General features: G+C 39.6%; 14 protein-coding genes and 1 pseudogene. 7 read left to right on the top strand and 8 right to left on the bottom strand.

The genetic code is table 11. The features are described 5' to 3' along the window. Positions 1 to 178: 178 nt before the first annotated feature. Together HNR43_RS12740 and HNR43_RS12735 are read right to left on the bottom strand one after the other, a co-directional pair. Positions 179 to 910: a YkgJ family cysteine cluster protein gene (locus HNR43_RS12740; RefSeq protein WP_183244341.1), complete on the bottom strand. Its 732-nt coding sequence runs from the start codon at positions 908 to 910 to the stop codon at positions 179 to 181. Between the two features lie 11 nt (positions 911 to 921). Further along, the gene (locus HNR43_RS12735; RefSeq protein ID WP_183244339.1) at positions 922 to 1,245 is read right to left on the bottom strand and encodes a YnfA family protein; all 324 of its coding nucleotides are present in this window, start codon (positions 1,243 to 1,245) and stop codon (positions 922 to 924) included. Positions 1,246 to 1,484: 239 nt separating this feature from the next. Here HNR43_RS12735 and HNR43_RS12730 point away from each other — a divergent pair, with 239 nt between their 5' ends. The 4 genes from HNR43_RS12730 (at position 1,485) to HNR43_RS12715 (ending at position 4,467) form a co-directional block, all read left to right on the top strand. Further along, positions 1,485 to 2,213, top strand: coding sequence for an amino acid ABC transporter ATP-binding protein (locus HNR43_RS12730; RefSeq protein WP_183244337.1), 729 nt, complete (start codon positions 1,485 to 1,487; stop codon positions 2,211 to 2,213). A 21-nt stretch (positions 2,214 to 2,234) separates the two neighbouring features. After that, a complete protein-coding gene (locus tag HNR43_RS12725) occupies positions 2,235 to 3,086 on the top strand; it encodes a glutamate ABC transporter substrate-binding protein (RefSeq protein WP_183244335.1) in 852 nt (283 codons plus the stop codon). Between the two features lie 62 nt (positions 3,087 to 3,148). Then, positions 3,149 to 3,802, top strand: coding sequence for an amino acid ABC transporter permease (locus HNR43_RS12720; protein ID WP_183244333.1), 654 nt, complete (start codon positions 3,149 to 3,151; stop codon positions 3,800 to 3,802). A 14-nt stretch (positions 3,803 to 3,816) separates the two neighbouring features. Beyond that, entirely contained in the window at positions 3,817 to 4,467 is a 651-nt protein-coding gene (locus tag HNR43_RS12715) for an amino acid ABC transporter permease (RefSeq protein WP_183244331.1), read from the top strand. Between the two features lie 554 nt (positions 4,468 to 5,021). On the opposite strand, the gene HNR43_RS12710 is transcribed toward HNR43_RS12715, so the two are convergent. Continuing rightward, the gene (locus HNR43_RS12710; protein ID WP_183244330.1) at positions 5,022 to 6,239 is read right to left on the bottom strand and encodes a hypothetical protein; all 1,218 of its coding nucleotides are present in this window, start codon (positions 6,237 to 6,239) and stop codon (positions 5,022 to 5,024) included. Positions 6,240 to 6,419: 180 nt separating this feature from the next. Here HNR43_RS12710 and HNR43_RS12705 point away from each other — a divergent pair, with 180 nt between their 5' ends. Continuing rightward, on the top strand, positions 6,420 to 7,670 hold the full coding sequence (locus HNR43_RS12705) for a sensor histidine kinase (RefSeq protein WP_183244328.1): 1,251 nt from the start codon (positions 6,420 to 6,422) through the stop codon (positions 7,668 to 7,670). Between the two features lie 12 nt (positions 7,671 to 7,682). After that, the gene (locus tag HNR43_RS12700) at positions 7,683 to 8,573 is read left to right on the top strand and encodes a response regulator (RefSeq protein ID WP_183244326.1); all 891 of its coding nucleotides are present in this window, start codon (positions 7,683 to 7,685) and stop codon (positions 8,571 to 8,573) included. 29 nt (positions 8,574 to 8,602) lie between these two features. Here HNR43_RS12700 and HNR43_RS12695 read toward each other — a convergent pair. Beyond that, positions 8,603 to 8,761, bottom strand: a pseudogene (locus HNR43_RS12695) (ATP-binding protein); the annotation flags it as partial. A gap of 141 nt (positions 8,762 to 8,902) precedes the next feature. Between HNR43_RS12695 and HNR43_RS12690 the strand changes: the two are divergent. Beyond that, positions 8,903 to 9,295, top strand: a complete 393-nt coding sequence (locus HNR43_RS12690; protein WP_183244324.1) for a permease — start codon at positions 8,903 to 8,905, stop codon at positions 9,293 to 9,295. A 26-nt stretch (positions 9,296 to 9,321) separates the two neighbouring features. Here HNR43_RS12690 and HNR43_RS12685 read toward each other — a convergent pair whose 3' ends face one another. The 4 genes from HNR43_RS12685 to HNR43_RS12670 all read right to left on the bottom strand — a co-directional run bounded on the left by HNR43_RS12685 (position 9,322) and on the right by HNR43_RS12670 (position 14,572). Continuing rightward, positions 9,322 to 10,461: a mannitol-1-phosphate 5-dehydrogenase gene (locus tag HNR43_RS12685; RefSeq protein WP_183244322.1), complete on the bottom strand. Its 1,140-nt coding sequence runs from the start codon at positions 10,459 to 10,461 to the stop codon at positions 9,322 to 9,324. Position 10,462: 1 nt separating this feature from the next. Further along, complete coding sequence (locus tag HNR43_RS12680) at positions 10,463 to 10,900, bottom strand: PTS mannitol transporter subunit IIA (protein WP_183244320.1); 438 nt, start codon at positions 10,898 to 10,900, stop codon at positions 10,463 to 10,465. Further along, positions 10,901 to 12,976, bottom strand: coding sequence for a PRD domain-containing protein (locus HNR43_RS12675; protein WP_183244318.1), 2,076 nt, complete (start codon positions 12,974 to 12,976; stop codon positions 10,901 to 10,903). It lies immediately after the preceding gene. 195 nt (positions 12,977 to 13,171) lie between these two features. Beyond that, positions 13,172 to 14,572: a PTS mannitol transporter subunit IIBC gene (locus HNR43_RS12670; protein WP_183244316.1), complete on the bottom strand. Its 1,401-nt coding sequence runs from the start codon at positions 14,570 to 14,572 to the stop codon at positions 13,172 to 13,174. Between the last annotated feature and the right edge of the window lie 148 nt (positions 14,573 to 14,720).

The raw sequence follows: 14,720 nt of genomic DNA, 5'->3' as shown, positions 1-14,720 counted from the left end.
TTGATGACGTTGAAGCATCCGATTTCCCCCTCCTATAAAAATACCCTTGTACCTATATATTAAACCAGCTTGTCGACTTTGTCGACAAGCTGAGACGCTGTTCGCGTCCATCATTTAAATGAAGTATATGAGCAACTGATTTAAATAACCATGCCTAGCACCTTGATCCGTGCTAGGCTTATTTCTTTTCATCTATAAAAAAACGAAACAAATAGTCCATGTCAAACAAGTCGTCTGGATAATCAATCCCGATATCTTCTCCTTCATAAACGAGCGTTTGAATGAGATCGTGAAGCGCTTCAATATAAAACTCATATAAAAATTCATAACTAAACGGTTCGTCAGGCATATATGATTCGGCGCATACGTTGGGCGAGCAGTAGTTTAAGTACGTACGACATGGCATTGGTCTTACTTCGTAAATGAGACATGCATTTGTTTCTTGATTTAAAAATATACATGGCAATTGTTCTTTCATGTACGTTTCTTTAAAGCGACGATCTTCTGTAAAATCTAACACGTTCACTCGCTTTATTTTATCAGCATAATGTTCACCATACCATTGTATATGTTGATCAAGCCGCTCCTGTTCCTTTTTAGGTAGCTCAGCAATTTTCATCTTGATCCATTTTGCTTCTGCACGCGTCGTAATGATTGGAAAATAACAACAATATGCGCACCCTTCTGCACAAGTCGGATGAATATTTACTTTGCGCTCAATCGTTTGAATATGTTCATCAACAAGAAAAAGCAATTGTTTAAAGGCTAGAAACATAAACTCCTTCCCGTTTTCTCCTTCGTACCGTTCCAACCACGTATCGACTGCGTCAACAAACGCTTGTCCATTCGGCATATGCTTTTCATTAATTTGTTTACAAACTCGTACAATTTGTTCATATGTTAAAGGCATGTTGACCCCCCTTACTGTCTCGGTGCCCAAAGCATGACTGCCACACCGACTAAACATATAACACCTCCAATCCAATCATACAAATCTGGCGTTTTTTTGTCGATCCCCCATCCCCATAGTAAAGATAAAATAATGAAAACGCCTCCGTATGCCGCATATACTCGCCCGAACGATGGAAACGATTGAAACGTCGCAATGACACCGTATAATGCTAAACATATTCCCCCAGCAATTCCGTACATGGCTTGCTTTCCTTCACGCAGCCAAAGCCATATAAGATACCCTCCACCAATTTCGGCAAGACCTGCTAACAAAAATAGAATGATTGCACTCATATTCTCTCCCCCTGTTTTTAATTGCAGATAGTTGAATTTTATAACGATTTAACAAACATCACAAATGTTTTCAAATTAAACATCAGAATATTTTATTTTCGAAATAAATACAGGAAAATAAAAATTTTTTAAATGTTTCTGTTAGTTTCTGTCGTTTTTCGTAGTTTGATTTTACACTTAATCATAGTTTAACTTCACATTCAATTCAAAATTTTTTAAAAAAGAAAGGAGGGAACGTATTGATTTACTTCCATCAAGTGAATAAACATTATGGAGACTTTCACGTCTTAAAAGATATTAATCTTACTATCAAACAAGGCGAAGTTGTCGTCATTATCGGTCCGTCTGGTTCTGGAAAAAGTACGTTAGTCCGTTGTATTAATCGCCTTGAAACGATCACAAGCGGAGAGCTCATCGTTAATGGCGTGAAAGTGAACGATAAAAACACTGATATTAATAAACTGCGCCGCAACATCGGCATGGTTTTTCAACATTTTAACTTATATCCGCACAAAACTGTCTTGCAAAACATTACACTTGCACCGATGAAAGTGCTCGGTGTGCCTGAAAAAGAAGCAAAAGAAACTGCGATGTACTATTTAGAAAAAGTCGGCATTCCTGATAAGGCGAACGCCTATCCGACAGCATTGTCTGGCGGTCAACAACAGCGCGTCGCCATCGCTAGAGGACTAGCGATGAAACCGAAAATTATGCTATTTGACGAACCGACTTCTGCGCTTGACCCTGAGACAATTGGTGAAGTGCTCGACGTTATGAAAACGCTTGCGAAAGAAGGAATGACGATGGTCGTCGTCACGCACGAAATGGGGTTTGCACGAGAAGTCGCTGACCGCATCGTCTTTATGGACCAAGGGAGAATTTTAGAAGAAGCACCGCCAGAACAGTTTTTTGCTCATCCGCGCGAAGAACGAGCGCGCCTGTTTCTTAGCCGGATTTTAAATCATTAATAAATAAGGGGGAAATTTTTCATGTTCAAAACGATTTGGAAAAAAATGATTGGGCTTGGGCTTGTCGCTATGCTTAGCGCCACTGCCTTAGTCGGCTGCAGTAGCGAAACAACGACAGAAAACAAAACCGACAACAAAAAAGAACAAGCAGCAGAAACGACGTTAGACAAAATTAAAGAACGCGGAAAATTAGTCGTCGGCGTCAAATACGACCTCAACCTTTTCGGTTTAAAAAATCCGCAAACGGGTGAAGTAGAAGGATTTGATATCGACATCGCGAAAGGATTAGCGAAAAAAATTCTTGGCGATGAAAACAAAATTGAGCTAAAAGAAGTCACGTCAAAAACGCGTATTCCGATGTTAAACAACGGTGAAATTGATGCGATTATTGCAACAATGACAATTACAGAAGAACGAAAAAAAGAAGTTGATTTCTCAGACGTTTATTTCATGGCTGGCCAATCGCTACTCGTCAAAAAAGATAGCAACATTAACGGAATTGCTGATGTGAATAAAGAAGGCGTGACGGTATTAACGGCAAAAGGCTCGACTTCCGCACAAAACATTCGAGCAAAAGCACCAAAAGCAACGGTTTTAGAGTTTGAAAACTACGCGGAAGCATTTACCGCATTGAAAGCTGGACAAGGCGATGCGCTCACGACAGACAATGCGTTATTGTTCGGAATGGCAAAACAAGATCCAAACTTCCGCGTCGTCGATGAAACGTTCTCGGAAGAGCCATACGGAATTGCGGTTCGCAAAGGCGATAAAGAATTATTAGATGTCATCAACGAATATTTAAAAGAAATTAAAGCAAACGGCGAATACGATAAAATTTATGAAAAATGGATTGGCGAAAAGCCAAAACAATAATGACATGACGATGAGCGGAAACGATCCGCTCATCTCTTGTTAAGTGGAAAGGGGGCAACAAGATGCTCGACTATTCGATTCTTATCGACCATTGGGATGTGTATATGCAAGGGTTTGCCAATACATTAAAGGCGAGTGTCCTCGCGTTAATCGGCAGCTTAGCCATCGGGACAGTGATGGCGGTTTTTCGTATCGCCCCTATTCGCCCATTAAACTGGATTGGCGCTGCCTATGTCGAATTTATTCGCAACATTCCGCTCATTTTAATTGTATTCGTCTTTTTTGTTGGGTTGCCTGCCATCGGCATTCGCTTTGATTCGTTTACCGCAGGTACGCTAGGGCTAACCGTTTATACGGCTGCATTTATCGCCGAAGTCATTCGTGCCGGCATTCTTGCTGTGCCAAAAGGGCAAATGGAAGCCGCGCGCTCATCAGGGCTCACCTATTTACAAGCGATGTGGTATATCATTTTGCCACAGGCCGTAAAAATTGTTATCCCACCGATGGGCAACCAGTTTATTAACCTTGTCAAAAACTCATCGGTTCTCGGAGTCATCGCTGGGCTTGATTTAATGTATTTCGGCGACTTAATCTCTTCGGAAACGTTTGTCACGTTCGATGTGTATATTTTCGTTGCGTTGTTTTATTTGCTTTTAACGATTCCATTAAGCTTAGGGGTTGGCGCATTAGAACGCCGCTTAGCAAAAAGTCGGTAAAGGTGGAGTGAGAGATGGATTTTGTTGGTGCATATGCTCCCGCACATTTAAAATTTTTATTAGAGGGATTTGTTGTTACACTAGAAGTTGCCTTTCTCTCGATTTTCTTTAGTTTTTTAATTGGCATCGTTATTGGCGTGCTGCGTTACAGCCGTATTCCTTTTCTTTCTCCGGTGCTTGCCGTCGGAGTGGAAACAATTCGGAACTTGCCGCTTTTATTAATTATTTTCTTTACGTATTTTGCTCTTCCGGAAGTCGGATTCAAACTCGATAAGTTTTATGCGGCTATTTTAGCGCTCGTCATTTTCGAATCGGCGATGCTATCAGAAATTGTGCGAAGCGGGCTGAATTCGATTGAAAAAGGACAAATCGAAGCCGCACGGTCATCGGGGCTCACCTATACGCAAACGCTATGGCATATCGTTTTGCCACAGGCGTTGCGCCGAATGGTTCCGCCGATTGTCGGGCAGTTTATTTCCCTTTTGAAAGATACGTCGCTCGCTGTCGTCATTGCCCTGCCGGAATTAATGAACCATGCCCAAATTATTAACGGGCAAAACGTCAACTACGTCATTCCGATTTTCTTATTAGTTGCCGTCATGTATTTTGTCGTCAACTACTCCCTTTCGCTCGTTTCTAGAAAACTTGAGCATAAACACATATAAACATAACAAGTCTCATCACTTCCTTAAATATCCGAAAAGTTTTGGAAGCGATGAGACTTATATCCTTTTAGCGCCAATGGAACGTTAAAAAACTAAATACAGGAATACGACAAATAAGATGCATAAAACGATGAAAGAAGTGCATATCCAAATAAATACTCTAAAAAAACGAATTTTTTTATCCATTTCCCCTTTTGTTTTCTTAAGAAAAACCGCTCCAAAAATAATCGCAACCAAGCCCCTAGCTATAGTAGCCAACCAAGTATTCATTATATTTGGACCAATAATTAACGTGCTGATCGCATAAATGAACAAGATAACAGACAAACATAAAGAACTATAAATAATCGCCTTGCTTCTTGTTTGTTTCAAAAGATTCATAAGGCATTTCCTTTCCCTTTAGATGAATTATGAGGAGCACGCTTATTTCTTTTCTTTGGCTGCTTGATCTAGCACATGATTAATGAAAGCTTCACGAATGGCTTTCACTTGGTTATCTGTCGGAATTCCATAATTCTCAAAATTGCCACTATCCATTACAATAGGTCCGGTTTTTAAATTAACATTATTGACAGCTTCTTTGAACCCTTTTTTCCTCCGAACGATTCAATAAACTCACTAAACCGTCTATTCACTTCCCCAGATTTTGAATAATATTTTTCAATAGCGTCGGACAAATGTAGTTTAGAATTTTCTCTTATCATATTTGCAATATTCACAGCGTCTATATCTGCCAGCAAATCGGAGGTAGAAAACGAACTATTCCCACCTATAATCTTTTTAGCTTCTTTCTGAAGAATCTTCAGATCATTCGAATCGTTTGTATTCCGCTGAAGGTCTATGACTGCAGTTTGCAAATCCCCAGCCCATCCAGATAAGTCATCAGGAATTAGAGACACTGATAATATTCCATCTAATGTTGCAGCCATATGCAAGAAATCGATTTTGCTCCCAGTCACAGGATCTTTTAAAAATGCCCCTTCACCATTCGGTTCAAAGAATTTACTTAAGCTTTTGCTTTTGGATTCAACGTACTGAACATGCCTTCCATCTATTGTCCCAGCGGTGATAGCCCATTTAAATCCAGCATACACTTTAGAATTATGTCTTATAAATTCTAGGTTGTAATCATTTATTTCAACTGGTTTGCGTGAAACGTTCGTTCTTGGATTCTTTTGTAGCTCCCTCAAGTACGAATCCGTGAGTTTTTCCAAATCGTTTAATCGCTCCACTAATGTTTTTACATCTGTAGCATCCGATTTTTTATTGGCTAAGGCTTGAACTGTAACTGTTTGCACATGATGTGTTGTCTTTGTTGAGGTGCTAGCTGCTGTTTTTATTTCAAAGTTTCCTGAATCTTTATTCCCTACTCCTTGAATAACAGCAGGAGACGTTTTATTCGCCATTATATTTGTTGAAGCGTGAGAAGCATTGTCGGAAACTGCACTTTGATATACTTTTTTAGTACCGTACACAATACCTTTCTGTTGATTAAAGTTAGTAGACACGCTAACTGAAGAAGGTATCGAAGGAGTAATTGGTTGAACAACTTGATTGGTTAACGTGTTAGAAACTTGATTTTTAGAAACCATCTGTTCATAAGCTCTCTTAGCAGCATCGCTAATCGTTACAACATCTTTAGAAATAGTTGCTTTTTCTGGTGTATATGACACTGATGCTGTCACAGTGCCAGAAGGTTTTGTAGTTACAATCGTAGGAACATAAGAATTTGGTTTCTGTTGAAAATACTGCTTAACAGAAACGGTAGGCATCGTCATCCCTCCAAGATCATAATCCTTAAGATAATAATAATCCAAAATTGTTTTTTTTTTTAATATGTTCTTTTGATTTTTTAGTATTTTTGTTTAAAAAAACTCCGATAAAAACAATCTTTACAAGAACATCCAACGGCTGATACGATAAAAATAAATGAAAAACACGGGAGATCACCTATGCGCGAACGGATGCTACTAATCTTCCTTCTCATCATCGCTACTGCTTTTTTCGGAGAAATGAAAGTGAATCCGTTTGGGAGTTCGTTTCGCTTTTCGCTCGGAAGCGCCGTTTTCTTTTTCGGGCTTATTTGGTTTCGAACGGTGCCAGTTGTATGGACAGGATTACTGACAGGGCTTTTTATTTCCCTGTTTCGGACTAGCATTGACCTACTGATGAGCGACGTTTCTTGGAGCGACAGCCTGCTTTCTCATCTGCCTGCCGCGTGCTATTATGTCGCTTTTGCCCTATTTGTTCACGTGCTTCGCCTTCGTCATTATATGGAGTTTCCCATTCATGTTGCGCTGCTTGGCGCAAGCATTGATTTCGCTTCAAATATCGTTGAGCTGTTTGTTCGCCATCTAACAGGAGAAACGATCGCCATGACGCATGAAACGGTTTTTATGCTCATTTTGTTCGGAATTTTACGAAGTTTTTGTGTTGTCGGACTATATAACATATTAATGATTCAGCAAATGCAAACGTTGGGAGAAGCGCGGCGGCAAGAGATTGAACGGCTTGTCATGATGAACGCCAGCCTCTATGAAGAAGCATTTTATTTACGTAAATCAATGAGCCATATGGAAGACATTACACGCAAAAGCTACGAACTATACACAAGGTTAATGGACGGGGAAGCTGTTGAGCCGAGCATGGCGCTCTATATCGCAGAACATGTTCACGAAGTTAAAAAAGACTCGCAGCGCATTTTAGCTGGTCTGTCAGAATTAATGAACCAAGAACAACGCGATTTACATTTGTCGATTGCCGAACTTTGTAGCATGGTCGTTCGAGCGAATGAAAAATACGCGGAATTGCTAAAAAAAGAAATTGCGTTTCAATGGACGTGCGATCTCGACTTATCGACTCGGCACGTTTACGCTTTTCTTTCCGTTTTAAATAATTTAGTTGCCAATGCGGTAGAGGCGATTCCGTCATCGGGATGGATTCATCTTCGCGCCGATCTTGATGGCGGCGATCTTGTCTTTACCGTCACCGATTCCGGTCCTGGAATCCCGGAAGACGAGCGCAATTGGGTGTTTGAGCTTGGGTTTACAACCAAATACGATGAGCACGGCAACCCGTCCACTGGCATTGGGCTGACGCACGCAAAAGAAATTGTTCATAGTTTCAACGGAAAAATCGCATTAACAACCGATGAACACGGTCGGACACAATTTCAAATCAACATTCCTAGCAAACAACTATAAGGAGAGGATGCCATGCGCTTTTTTCTCATTGAAGATGACGCAGTTGTAAGAAAAATGTTAGAGAAAATGATTCATGAAAGCGGACTTGGAGAAGTTGTGGGGCAAGCGGAAGATGGACTAGATGTATCGATCGATCAGCTATATGCTGTCGATGTCGTGCTTATCGATTTGCTTATGCCAGGGCTTGATGGTATTCAAACGATGAAAAAGTTGCGTGCCCAAGGGTTTACCGGTCCATTTGTTATGATTTCTCAAGTAGAAAATAAAGAAATGATTGGTCAAGCGTATCTTCACGGCATCGATACATACATTCATAAACCGATTAATCGTTACGAAGTCGTCTTCGTTTTAAAACGGGTCGCCGATTACCTTTCTGTCGCTTCATCGCTCGACTCGATTCGTCGCCTCGTGCAAACGTTAGAAAATACAAAACAACCAACAGCCACCAATCATGAACCAACGCTCGAACAAAAAGCCCGACAGCTTCTTCTCGTTTTAGGCATCGCTGGCGAAACAGGAACAGCCGACTTATTAGCTATTATACGTTGGCTTTTTGAGCAAGAACAGCAAGGGAGATCGATTCATGACCTGCCACCATTAAAAGAGCTGTATGCCCAAACATTGCAACGGGTATATAAAGAGGAACCATTAGTTCAAAAAGAAATACGTGCCATGGAACAACGCATTCGCCGCATGGTGTTACAAGCGTTTACACATTTATCATCGCTCGGATTAGCCGACTACACAAACCCAACATTTGAACATTTCGCTCCACGCTTGTTTGACTTTGAAGAAATTCGCCTGCGCATGCAAGAGTTAGAAGCCGGCGAAAAAGCAACAAAATGCCGAATTAACGTAAAAAAATTTTTAACCGCTTTTTATATGGAGATAAAAAATGGATAGAAAAAGGTGCCCGTAACGGACACCTTTTTCTATTCTTCTTTTCGCCCAATGGGCAAGCTGATGACAAACGTCGTTCCTTTCTCCGAACTGTCATGAAGCGCAATCGTTCCGCCTTGGTTTTCAATCATTCGTTTCACAATCGTTAACCCTAAGCCTGTGTCCGATGATTTCGTCGTCATAAACGGTTTAGTTTACCTGTTACATAATCGTTTGACTTTATCATTCTATTGTAAACAAAAACGATAGGCAATAAGAGAAATTTTGCATCCCTCTATTCAACAAAATCAATCGTACGATATAATAAGGAAAATGACAAAGGAGTGACAGCGATGATAAAACTTCCTGAGAGTCGGTCAAGGCAGTGGTATGGCGTCGCCGCTTTTTTGTTTTTCCTCTTGTTTTGCGTGTTGATCGCATCTCGTTTATTACTGAATGTGGAATTGGACGATAAGCAGCTCGTCGGTTTTGGGATCATTTCCCTTATTTCATCATGCATCATCGGAATAAGTGGTTTTTTCGGTAAAAAAACGTTTGTCGTCGTATGCTCTTCTTTCTTTACTATCGGAATTGTTTATGTTTTGTTTATTTCGTTTACCCGTATGCACGATGGGTGGAGTGATCTGACAAGCATCATTTCTTTTCTCGTTATTTCAGTGTTCGGTATAGTGGTTGGAATGATTGCTGAAATGATTCGTACCCTTTTCAAAAAGAGATCGATGTAAAAGAGCCATCTGCGTCAAGATGGCTCTTATATATGGAGCATTTGTTTTTTGATTTCTGCAACAAGCGGATGATCGAATGAAAGTTGGGCGTACTTTTCAAGCGCTCCCTCTACTCCGCTTTCGTTGATCGTTTGCTGGAGCTGTACTGCTTCTGGATCCCCTTCATAGTCAAATAATAACAACGCTGCGATTCCTTTTGCTAAAGATGTAGGAACTCCTCCAAAGCATTCGTAATATGTCATCGCTGGACGAATGAGTCGATCGTTCGGTCCGAGTTTACGAATTGGAGAACGAGCCACCCGTGTCACTTCATCTGTCATGGAAGGATTCATAAATCTTTGAACAATTTTATCAATATATGCTTGATGTTCAGCTTCATCCCAACCGTATTGATGAACGAGCACTCGTCCTGATTCACGTAAAGCATTTGTCACATCGCCAAAAATATCATCGTCCGCCATCGCTTCATGAATTGTTTCATATTTTTTACGATACCCCAAGTAAGCAACGAGTGCATGACCTGTATTGACAGTAAACAACTTTCTTTCGATGTATGGTTGTAAATCATCAACAAAATGAGCCCCAATAATGTGTGGAATATTTCCAATTACTTCTTTCGTCTCAATAACCCATTCGAAAAATGGTTCAACGACAACAGTTAACGGATCTTCATGGGTCTGATTTGGAACGATACGGTCAACCGCACAATTTAAAAAGGCACATTTGTCTTTTAAGGACGCTTGTTCTTGTTCTGATAAGTGTTCCCATACATATTTCTTTAAATGTTCACTGCCACCAATCATGTTTTCGCAAGCGATAATATGCACAGGCTGATCTGTTAATCGCTTCTTTAATCCTTCCGCAATCGTCGGTGAAATAAGCGGTAATACGTTTGGACCAACAGCTGTTGTTACTAAATCAGCGCGCGCAATATGATCAATAATTTCACTTTGTTGATGTTGACTATGCAATGCCGATACGTTACGAACAACTTGTTTTTCTGTCGTCTCTCCCGCGATGATCACTTCATATTGCCTTCTTTGTTGAAGCGCTTGTACAACTTTATCGTTTACATCAACAAACACCACATCGTATCCTGACTGAGATAATAAACTTCCGATAAATCCTCTTCCTATATTCCCTGCACCAAAATGGACAGCTAACATATTATTCCACCTCATTTAATAGTGATAAAATCTCATCTTCCGTCGTTGCTTTAATCATCTTTTGAATGTTTTCTTCTTCTGAACATACAATCGCAACTTTTGAAAGAATTTCTAAATGCTCATTATCTTTACCTGCAATACCGATTAAAACTTTAACGATATTTCCTCCTCCAAAATCAACGCCGTTCGGCACTTGAACAATGGATAAACCTGCTTGTTTCACAAGTTTTTTTGCTTCTTCCGTGCCGTGCGGAATCGCTACAAAATTCCCCATATATGTTGAAGTTAATGCTTCTCTCTCAAACATTTTGTCGATATAAGACTCCTCTACGTACCCGCGTTCAACTAGAATACGTCCTGCTAATTGAATCGCTTCTTCTTTCGTTTTCACATCTGCACCTAGTACGATATTTTCTTTTTTTAATACTGTCACGATCATTCACTCCTTGTGCTGTTGAAGTTGTTCGTAAAAAAATTTTTCTAATTGTACACTGACAAACGCATAAATTTGTTCTTTACTTCCTTTTGAAAATAATTCCATAGTTTCTTCATCTTTAATGATGAGCGAGCTAACATGACTAAGCACTTGCAACATATCATCTTGTGCATGTTTTGGCGCTAACAACAACAAAAGACGATTCAGTGTCATCGGCTGTTGATCCATACCTAAGATCATTTGCGGGTGTACTAGTGTATACATCGTAAAAGATGGTTGTAACACATCTTCACTTCGCGTGTGATACAGCGCTAAAGTTGTATTCGGAATTCCTAATCCACCGACTTGCTCCCGTCTTAACAATTCTTCAACCACTCGCTCTTTACTACGAATCACTCCGTGTTGCTCAAGATGTGCGCACGCATGCATTAACGCGTCTTGAAGTGAATAGGAAGATAACTCCCTCATAGAAAAACCGTTTAATAACTGAACAATTGTTTCACTCACGACATGAATCGAACGAATTTTTTCAATCCCTTTTTTTGATAAATTCACCTTTTGAGAACGGATAGAAAACGTTTTTGTTTTTAAAAACTGTCGAATCGCAGCAACTTCTTCCTCTGGCAACATCGGATTTACAAGAAAATATGGTTGCGACGTATGAAGTGGAATCGTTGATACGATCAAATCGTATTCGTGCACATCCATATGTCGAACGTCAAAAAACGACTTTTGTTCAATATGAGAAATATCTGGAATTTCTTGTTTGAGACGTGTAGCTAATATTTTTGCCGTCCCAATTCCGCTTGAACAAATAACGAGCGCACGCAACCCTTTCTTTTCGCGCAATAACGCTGATGCAAAATGAAGCACCAAATAACCAATTTCTTCTTTCGGCACAACGATATCTGAAAATACGTGACGCACACCTTGTTGAACAATATGAAATAACTCGCTATAATCTTGCATAATTTTATGAAGCAACGGATTAGTAATGCCCATATGATGCTGTATACGATATAAAGCTGGTTTTAAATGGACAATTAAATCTTCGTACAATGGATAGTCGTCCGTTAAATCAATCCCTATTTTATCGCTCACAAAACGAATGAGCTCTTGCGCTTTCATCGCGATTGCTAAACTCGCCTCTTCTAACATATATCCACGCCGAGTTCTTAACTTTGCACCCATTAAATGCATCGTGATGTAACCAATTTCTTCTTCGGGAATCACAACATGAAAAACTTCTTCTAATTTTTTTGCGATTTTTTCTGCTGTTTCATATTCTTTCGTTGCACGAATCGCTTGCAAATGTTGGGCATCAAAATGGATAGCCTCTCCTTGCACAATGCGTTCAATGGCTAATGCCAGATGAATAACGAGAGCGATATACGAACTATCGGCAATCGTAAACGGAAGATTTTCTTTCATCGCTTCAATTTGTTGTTCGATCATAAACAATTTTTCTTTATCAACAAGCCCAAGCAACTTCTCTGTTACCGTATTTACTAAATCTGTTGACTTTTTTTGAATAGACTCTTTCATTAAAGAGAGAAATTGTGATTCATCAAAATGATCAAATAACAGTTCGCTCATCATTTTACGTTTTGCTGCTTCGGAGCCACATATTTCGACCCCATATCCCCTTTTACGAATGAGGGAAAGGCCGTGTTTTTCTACCTTTTCTTCCATTTTGTCTAAATCGTTGCTGATCGTGGCGACTGTTACGTTTAAATCATTCGCAAGAGAGACTAACTTTACCGGTTCTCCTGATTCTAATAAAGCAATTAAAATCATCGTTTGCCGCTCTTCAGGTGTATATTCCGTATGTGATAAACGAAATACATGCATTTGTAGCTGACGCTTTTTTTCTTCTTCTCCGATGATTTGAATACCAACACCTGCTTTTTTTATTAGTTGTAAATCATATGATTCAACAACTTGTTCAACACCTTTTAAATCACGGTGAACCGTTCGCTCGCTTACATCTAACTGCTTAGCGACATCTCCTACTGTAATTCCTTTTGGGTTCGCTAATAAAAGATCTAATATTTTTCTTTCTCTCGCTGATATATACACACACTCACCTCCCATCTAGCAACGATTGTTGACAATTTTTAAAAACACGTTTGCTTTTCAAGAAAAATTTTACCGTCACTCTTCTTGAATCACAACAAATAGAAAGCGCTTTTTCGTCATTTTACATGTTGACATTTTTTAAATGGAAGAAGCAAAAAGGTAAGCTGTTCACTTACCTTTTTGCTTGTTTATTCGTTATTCACCTTTTTTTAACATCTCGATTAATTCATCATATTTTGGACTATTCAAGAAGTTTTCAACAGATACGTGGTACGCATTTGGCAATTTTTCTTTCGCACGATCTGTTAAATTTTGATGAGTAATAACCACATCTGCATCCGCTGGCAATTGATTAATCGCTGTATTTGTTACTTCAATATCAAGTCCAGCTTTTTGCACTTTGTTTCTCATAATGGAAGCACCCATCGCACTTGATCCCATTCCTGCATCACAAGCAAAAACAATTTTTCTCACTTGTTTTGGCGCCGCAGTGCTTAAAGCTGAAGCCACGCTGCTTTTCTTTCCTTTTAATTGTTGCATTTGTTCTGTTGCTTGTTCTAAATCGCCTTCTTCTTGTTTTGATGTTTTTAAGAAGAAGGATGCCACTAAGAAAGAAACGGTAGCAGCAACGATTACACCAGCAAGAACTCCTAAGTAATGACCGCGCGGCGTCATAGCAAGTAGCGCAAAAATACTTCCTGGCGATGGAACTGCCACAAGACCTGCATTAAATACTGTGAATGTAAACACCCCACTCACACCACCGGCAATTGCAGCTAAGATGAGTACTGGGCGCATTAAAATGTAAGGGAAGTAAATTTCGTGAATTCCTCCGAGGAAATGGATGATCACCGCACCTGGCGCTGATTGTTTTGCCATCCCTTTTCCGAATAACCAATAAGCAAGTAAAATACCAAGACCTGGACCTGGGTTTGTTTCAAGCAAGAATAAAATAGATTTTCCTGTTTTTGCTGCTTGTTCAATACCAAGCGGGCTTAAAATACCATGGTTAATTGCATTGTTTAAAAATAATACTTTTGCTGGTTCAATAAAGATGTTTGCTAAAGGTAACAATTTCGCGTTAACAATTGCTTCTACGCCTGCTGCTAATGTTTTGTTTAATCCTAAAACAACTGGACCAATTCCTTTGAAAGCGACTAATGTGAGTAATCCACCAATAATACCTGCTGAAAAGTTATTCACTAACATTTCAAAACCTTGTTTGACTTTACCGTGGAAAAGTTTATCAAACTGTTTGATCGCATATCCGCCGAGCGGTCCCATAATCATTGCCCCTAAAAACATCGGAATGTCTGAACCAACAATAACTCCCATGGTCGCTGTCGCACCAACGACTCCACCACGAACGTCATAAATCATTTTTCCGCCCGTATAACCAATTAATAACGGTAATAAGTACGTAATCATTGGGCCAACTAACTTAGCGAATGTCTCATTTGGCAACCAACCTGTTGGAATAAATAGCGCAGTAATAATTCCCCACGCAATAAATGCTCCGATGTTCGGCATAATCATTCCGCTTAAATAACTGCCAAAACGTTGTACCTTCACACGAAAACCTGTTTGATTTTCCATGCTTTTTCCTCCTTTTGATTTGGTCTTGCTATAGCTTTATATTAAAGCGCTTACAGATTGTATTCAATTTAAAGTAAATATCATTTTGTCTGTCACAATCTTGTCATTTTTTAAAAACAAAAAGAGGAAAAAACATTTCTCAACCATT

This window comes from Anoxybacillus mongoliensis (assembly GCF_014201515.1).
GTDB classification, from domain to species: Bacteria; Bacillota; Bacilli; order Bacillales; family Anoxybacillaceae; genus Anoxybacillus; species Anoxybacillus mongoliensis.
The sequence above is the reverse complement of the archived record's forward strand: the minus strand, read 5'-3'. Positions and strand labels throughout refer to the sequence as shown.

Coding starts and splice junctions, on each gene's coding strand:
- HNR43_RS12670 (WP_183244316.1), bottom strand. CDS start 14,572: ATGGAAAATCAAACAGGTTTTCGTGTGAAGGTACAACGTTTTGGCAGT.
- HNR43_RS12690 (WP_183244324.1), top strand. CDS start 8,903: ATGATAAAACTTCCTGAGAGTCGGTCAAGGCAGTGGTATGGCGTCGCC.
- HNR43_RS12715 (WP_183244331.1), top strand. CDS start 3,817: ATGGATTTTGTTGGTGCATATGCTCCCGCACATTTAAAATTTTTATTA.
- HNR43_RS12740 (WP_183244341.1), bottom strand. CDS start 910: ATGCCTTTAACATATGAACAAATTGTACGAGTTTGTAAACAAATTAAT.
- HNR43_RS12735 (WP_183244339.1), bottom strand. CDS start 1,245: ATGAGTGCAATCATTCTATTTTTGTTAGCAGGTCTTGCCGAAATTGGT.
- HNR43_RS12705 (WP_183244328.1), top strand. CDS start 6,420: ATGCGCGAACGGATGCTACTAATCTTCCTTCTCATCATCGCTACTGCT.
- HNR43_RS12725 (WP_183244335.1), top strand. CDS start 2,235: ATGTTCAAAACGATTTGGAAAAAAATGATTGGGCTTGGGCTTGTCGCT.
- HNR43_RS12700 (WP_183244326.1), top strand. CDS start 7,683: ATGCGCTTTTTTCTCATTGAAGATGACGCAGTTGTAAGAAAAATGTTA.
- HNR43_RS12720 (WP_183244333.1), top strand. CDS start 3,149: ATGCTCGACTATTCGATTCTTATCGACCATTGGGATGTGTATATGCAA.
- HNR43_RS12680 (WP_183244320.1), bottom strand. CDS start 10,900: ATGATCGTGACAGTATTAAAAAAAGAAAATATCGTACTAGGTGCAGAT.
- HNR43_RS12685 (WP_183244322.1), bottom strand. CDS start 10,461: ATGTTAGCTGTCCATTTTGGTGCAGGGAATATAGGAAGAGGATTTATC.
- HNR43_RS12710 (WP_183244330.1), bottom strand. CDS start 6,239: ATGCCTACCGTTTCTGTTAAGCAGTATTTTCAACAGAAACCAAATTCT.